Source organism: Burkholderia sp. Ac-20384 (assembly GCF_017104605.1).
Lineage (GTDB): Bacteria > Pseudomonadota > Gammaproteobacteria > Burkholderiales > Burkholderiaceae > Burkholderia > Burkholderia lata.
Genome location: NZ_JAAGPE010000441.1, coordinates 1 through 5,706, shown reverse-complemented (window position 1 = coordinate 5,706; position 5,706 = coordinate 1). Strand labels below are relative to the sequence as shown.

At 67.1% G+C, this 5,706-nt stretch carries 3 protein-coding genes; 2 read left to right on the top strand and 1 reads right to left on the bottom strand.

Annotated features, from left to right (window positions below):
• Nucleotides 1–394 precede the first annotated feature (394 nt).
• Nucleotides 395–1,042, bottom strand: a complete 648-nt coding sequence (locus G3O00_RS39275; protein WP_047850920.1) for a TetR family transcriptional regulator — start codon at nucleotides 1,040–1,042, stop codon at nucleotides 395–397.
• A 150-nt stretch (nucleotides 1,043–1,192) separates the two neighbouring features.
• Between G3O00_RS39275 and G3O00_RS39270 the strand changes: the two genes are divergently transcribed.
• Nucleotides 1,193–2,392, top strand: coding sequence for a MexX/AxyX family multidrug efflux RND transporter periplasmic adaptor subunit (locus tag G3O00_RS39270; protein WP_206146209.1), 1,200 nt, complete (start codon nucleotides 1,193–1,195; stop codon nucleotides 2,390–2,392).
• A gap of 20 nt (nucleotides 2,393–2,412) precedes the next feature.
• Complete coding sequence (locus G3O00_RS39265; RefSeq protein ID WP_206146208.1) at nucleotides 2,413–5,550, top strand: multidrug efflux RND transporter permease subunit; 3,138 nt, start codon at nucleotides 2,413–2,415, stop codon at nucleotides 5,548–5,550.
• Nucleotides 5,551–5,706 lie beyond the last annotated feature (156 nt).

Here is a 5,706-nt window from a genome sequence, read left to right as displayed (position 1 = left end):
TGCGCTGCGCGCGGCCGGGCGCGAAAGCATCAGGAGTAGCGGCAGACTTGACCAAGGTGTCCACATCCAGGAAAGCGGTTCAAAGGGGTGTGGGCAGGGGCCACCGGCGGCAACATCCGTCGGGCAGCGACGGGGCGGGCGGCGGGCGTGCAACAAAACAGGCCCCGCCAGGGGCCCGTATCGTTTCCGTTCGACCCAACATGCGGGGTGGACCCGCTTCGAACGGCGGCGTGCATACCGGGTCGTACCCGGTTATCACGAAGACGCTAAAGAAAGATGACAGCGTCAGTCTACCGATGTTCCGCAAAACGTTAAAAATTTTAAAAGGGGTCAGCTCATTCGTTTCGCAGTGCGGTAAATCGGGTTAAATCAGCATTTATTACGACAAATTCAGTCAGTCCGGCAATTTGTGCGCGCGGATGCGCAGCGCGGCGGAGGTGCGCACGGTGTCGAAGCCGGCGTCGAGCATGGCCTCGGCGTCGTTCCACAGGTTGCCGCGCAGCCGGTTGGTCCAGATCATCGACGCGAACACGCCTTCGAGCAGCGACACGAGATAGACGGCGGCCAGGTGCACGTCGAGATCGGCGGCGACTTCGCCGGCCGCGATCGCGCGGCGCAGCAGCGCCTTGGTGATCCGCAGCATCTGCAATTCGAGCAGCATGCGGCGCCGCTGCAGCGCGCCGTTTTCCTCGCTCTGCTCGCACTTCGTATAGAGGATCACGAGCACGCGCTGCATCGGGCCCGGCTCGCCGCATTCCTGCAGATAGTGCGACGCGGCGCGCCGCAGCGTGGCGAGCGGGGGCAGCCCTTCGCCCGCGTCGAAGCCTTCCGACGTGCGCGCGAACGCGCGGTCGCACATCGCGAGACACACTTCCATCTTGTTGCGGTAATGGCCGTAGACGGCGCCCCGCGACATCCCGGCGGCCTCGGCGAGGTCCGCCATCGCGGTTTGCGCCACGCCTTTCTCGAGCAGCACGAGCTCGGCGGCGTCGAGGATCCGGTGCTTGATGGCGAGCGATTCTTCGCGGGTCTTGCGGGCCATGTCCTGAAATTCCTTACAGTTCGCTGTCGTTTTATTGAGACAGTGTGACGGTCAGATTGAAGTGCCGTGTATTTAATCAGTCGTGACTGATTATAATCGGCCACCCTGAGCCGCCGCATTGTATCGGTGGCGAACGATCCGAGGTCACACATGAATAACAATCGCTCCCTGTTGCGCCACCGACTGGCGCCGTTCGCGCTGGCGGCCGTGCTGGCCCTGGCCGGATGTGGAAAGGGCGACAAGGACGCCGCGCCGGAGGCCGCGAAACAGGCGACAGTCGTGACGGTGCGCCCGACGGCCGTGCCGATGACCGTCGAATTGCCGGGCCGGCTCGATGCTTACCGGCAGGCGGAAGTCCGTGCGCGGGTCGCGGGCATCGTGACCGCGCGCACCTATGAGGAAGGCCAGGAAGTGAAGCAGGGCGCGGTGCTGTTTCGCATCGATCCCGCGCCGCTGAAGGCTGCGCGCGACGCCGCGCAGGGTGCGCTTGCGAAGGCGCAGGCCGCCGCGCTCGCGGCGAGCGACAAGCGCCGCCGTTACGACGATCTCGTGCGCGATCGCGCGGTGAGCGAACGCGACCATACCGAGGCCGTCGCCGGCGACACGCAGGCAAAGGCCGATGTTGCGTCAGCGAAGGCGGAGCTCGCACGGGCACAGTTGCAGCTCGACTATGCGACCGTCACCGCGCCGATCGCGGGCCGCGCCCGGCGCGCGCTCGTGACCGAAGGCGCGCTCGTCGGCCAGGACCAGGCGACGCCGCTCACGACCGTCGAGCAGCTCGATCCGATCTACGTGAACTTCTCGCAGCCGGCCGCCGACGTCGATGCGCTGCGCCGCGCGGTGAAGAGCGGACGTGCGACCGGCATCGCGCAGCACGACATCGCGGTGACGCTGCTGCGCGCCGACGGCACCGCGTATCCGCTGAAGGGCAAGCTGCTGTTCAGCGATCTCGCGGTCGATCCGACCACCGACACCGTCGCGATGCGCGCGCTGTTCCCGAATCCGGAGCGCGAATTGCTGCCGGGCGCGTATGTGCGGATCGCGCTCGACACGGCGGTCGACCAGCGGGCGATCCTCGTGCCGCGCGATGCGCTGCTGCGCACGACCGACCGCACGTCGGTGCGGGTCGTCGGCACGAACGGCAAGGTCAAGGACGTCGAGGTCGCAGCCGACCAGATGAGCGGCCATGACTGGCGCATCACGCGCGGCCTCGCGGGCGGCGAGCGCGTGATCGTCGACAACGCCGCGCAGTTCGCGCCCGATACGGCCGTCAAGCCCGTCGAGCAGGCGCCGCCGTCGAAGGCAGCGCCGGCAGCGGCCGCTTCGCAGGCGGCTGCCCGTCAAACCTGACTGGTTAACACCACACCACCATGGCACGTTTCTTCATCGATCGCCCCGTCTTCGCGTGGGTGATCGCAATCTTCATCATGCTGGGCGGCGCATTCGCGATCCGCGCGCTGCCCGTTGCGCAGTACCCGGACATCGCACCGCCCGTCGTCAGCATCTATGCGACGTACCCGGGCGCGTCCGCGCAGGTCGTCGAGGAATCGGTGACCGCGCTGATCGAGCGCGAAATGAACGGTGCGCCGGGGCTGATGTACACGTCGGCCACCAGCAGCGCCGGGATGGCGTCGCTGTACCTGACATTCAAGCAGGGCGTGAACGCCGATCTCGCGGCCGTCGAGGTGCAGAACCGGCTGAAGACGGTCGAGGCGCGGCTGCCCGAACCGGTGCGACGCGACGGCATCCAGGTCGAGAAGGCCGCCGACAACATCCAGCTCGTGGTGTCGTTGACGTCCGACGACGGGCGGATGACCGCCGTGCAGCTCGGCGAATATGCATCGGCGAACGTCGTGCAGGCGCTGCGTCGCGTCGAGGGCGTCGGCAAGGTGCAGGTTTGGGGCACCGAGTACGCGATGCGGATCTGGCCCGACCCGGTGAAGATGGCCGGCCACGGCCTCACCGCGTCGGATATCGCATCGGCCGTGCGCGCGCACAACGCGCGTGTGACGATCGGCGACATCGGCCGCACCGCGGTGCCGGCGAACGCGCCGATCGCGGCGACCGTGTTCGCCGATGCGCCGCTGAAGACGCCGGCCGATTTCGGCGCGATCGCACTGCGCGCGCAGGCCGACGGCTCCGCGCTGTACTTGCGTGACGTCGCACGCATCGAGTTTGGCGGCAACGACTACAACTACCCGTCGTACGTGAACGGCAAGGTCGCGACCGGGATGGGCATCAAGCTCGCGCCGGGCTCGAACGCGGTTTCCACCGAGAAGCGCGTGCGCGCGACGATGGACGAGCTGTCCGCGTATTTCCCGTCGGGCGTGAAGTACCAGATCCCGTTCGAGACGTCGTCGTTCGTGCGCGTGTCGATGAACAAGGTCGTCACGACGCTGATCGAGGCCGGCGTGCTGGTGTTCCTCGTGATGTTCCTGTTCATGCAGAACCTGCGTGCGACGCTGATCCCGACGCTCGTCGTGCCGGTCGCGCTCGCGGGCACGTTCGGCGTGATGTATGCAGCGGGCTTCTCGATCAACGTGCTGACGATGTTCGGGATGGTGCTCGCGATCGGCATTCTCGTCGACGACGCGATCGTCGTGGTCGAGAACGTCGAGCGGCTGATGGTCGAGGAGGGGCTCGGGCCTTACGATGCGACCGTCAAGGCGATGAAGCAGATCAGCGGCGCGATCATCGGGATCACCGTGGTGCTGACGTCGGTGTTCCTGCCGATGGCGTTCTTCGGCGGCGCGGTGGGCAACATCTACCGGCAGTTCGCGCTGTCGCTCGCGGTGTCGATCGGTTTCTCGGCCTTCCTCGCGCTGTCGCTGACGCCGGCACTGTGCGCGACGCTGCTCAAGCCCGTGTCGGGCGACCATCACGAGAAGCGCGGCTTCTTCGGCTGGTTCAACCGCTTCGTCGCAAACTCGACGCAGCGCTATGCGACGCGCGTCGGCGCGATGCTGAAGAAGCCGGTGCGCTGGCTCGTCGTGTACGGTGCGCTGACCGGCGTAGCGGCGCTGATGCTCACGCAGTTGCCGACCGCGTTCCTGCCTGACGAGGACCAGGGCAACTTCATGGTGATGGTGATCCGCCCGCAAGGCACGCCGCTCGCGGAAACGATGCAGAGCGTGCAGGAAGTCGAGTCGATCATCCGCCGCGACGAGCCGACCGCGTTCACGTACGCGCTCGGCGGCTTCAACCTGTACGGCGAAGGGCCGAACGGCGGGATGATCTTCGTCACGCTGAAGAACTGGAAGGAGCGCAAGAGCGAAGATGCTCACGTGCAGGCGATCGTCGCGCGCATCAACGAGCGCTTCGCGGGCACGCCGAACACGACGGTGTTCGCGATGAACTCGCCGGCGCTGCCCGATCTCGGCTCGACGAGCGGTTTCGACTTCCGGCTGCAGAACCGCGGCGGGCTCGACTACGCGACGTTCAGCGCCGCGCGCGAGCAGTTGCTCGAGACGGGCCGCAAGGATCCGGCGCTGACCGACCTGATGTTTGCCGGCACGCAGGACGCGCCGCAGCTGAAGCTCGACATCGATCGCGCGAAGGCGTCGGCGCTGGGCGTGTCGATGGACGAGATCAACACGACGCTCGCGGTGATGTTCGGCTCCGACTATATCGGCGACTTCATGCACGGCACGCAGGTGCGGCGCGTGATCGTGCAGGCCGATGGGCTGCACCGGCTCGATCCGGACGACGTGAAGAAGCTGCGCGTGCGCAACACGCACGGCGAGATGGTGCCGCTCGCGGCATTCACGACGCTGCACTGGACGCTCGGGCCGCCGCAGCTCACGCGCTACAACGGCTTCCCGTCGTTCACGATCAACGGCTCGGCCGCGGCAGGCCACAGCAGCGGCGAGGCGATGACCGCGATCGAGCGGCTCGCCGGGAAACTGCCGGCCGGCACCGGCTTCTCGTGGTCGGGGCAGTCGTTCGAGGAGCGGCTGTCGGGTGCGCAGGCGCCGATGCTGTTCGCGCTGTCGGTGTTCGTCGTGTTCCTCGCGCTCGCGGCGCTCTACGAGAGCTGGTCGATTCCGTTCGCGGTGATGCTGGTCGTGCCGCTCGGCGTGATCGGCGCGGTGCTCGGCGTCACGCTGCGGATGATGCCGAACGACATCTACTTCAAGGTGGGGCTGATCGCGACGATCGGGTTGTCGGCGAAGAACGCGATCCTGATCGTCGAAGTCGCGAAGGACCTGGTCGCGCAGCGCATGTCGCTCGTCGACGCCGCGCTCGAGGCCGCGCGCCTGCGGCTGCGGCCGATCGTGATGACGTCGCTCGCGTTCGGCGTCGGCGTGCTGCCGCTCGCGTTCGCGTCGGGCGCCGCGTCCGGCGCGCAGATGGCGATCGGCACCGGCGTGCTGGGCGGCGTGATCACGGCGACCGTGCTCGCGGTGTTCCTCGTCCCGCTGTTTTTCGTGATCGTCGGCCGCCTGTTCGACGTCGGCCCGCGCCGGCGCGGCGGGGCACAGCCGGCGACGATGGAGGGTTCTCAATAATGTTTGCGCTGAATGCACGCGCTGCGCTGCGGGTCCAGGTTGCGCTCGCCGCCAGATCGGACGCGCGTCGTGTAGGGAAAGAGTGTAAGATACTGTGTAGATCTCGCTGGCCGCCGTCTCATTAGACACAAACAGACCATGCCCCACCCGAACCGA

Excerpts from the sequence above, each read along its gene's own strand:
- G3O00_RS39275 (WP_047850920.1), bottom strand. The coding sequence starts at position 1,042 with ATGGCCCGCAAGACCCGCGAAGAATCGCTCGCCATCAAGCACCGGATC.
- G3O00_RS39270 (WP_206146209.1), top strand. The coding sequence starts at position 1,193 with ATGAATAACAATCGCTCCCTGTTGCGCCACCGACTGGCGCCGTTCGCG.
- G3O00_RS39265 (WP_206146208.1), top strand. The coding sequence starts at position 2,413 with ATGGCACGTTTCTTCATCGATCGCCCCGTCTTCGCGTGGGTGATCGCA.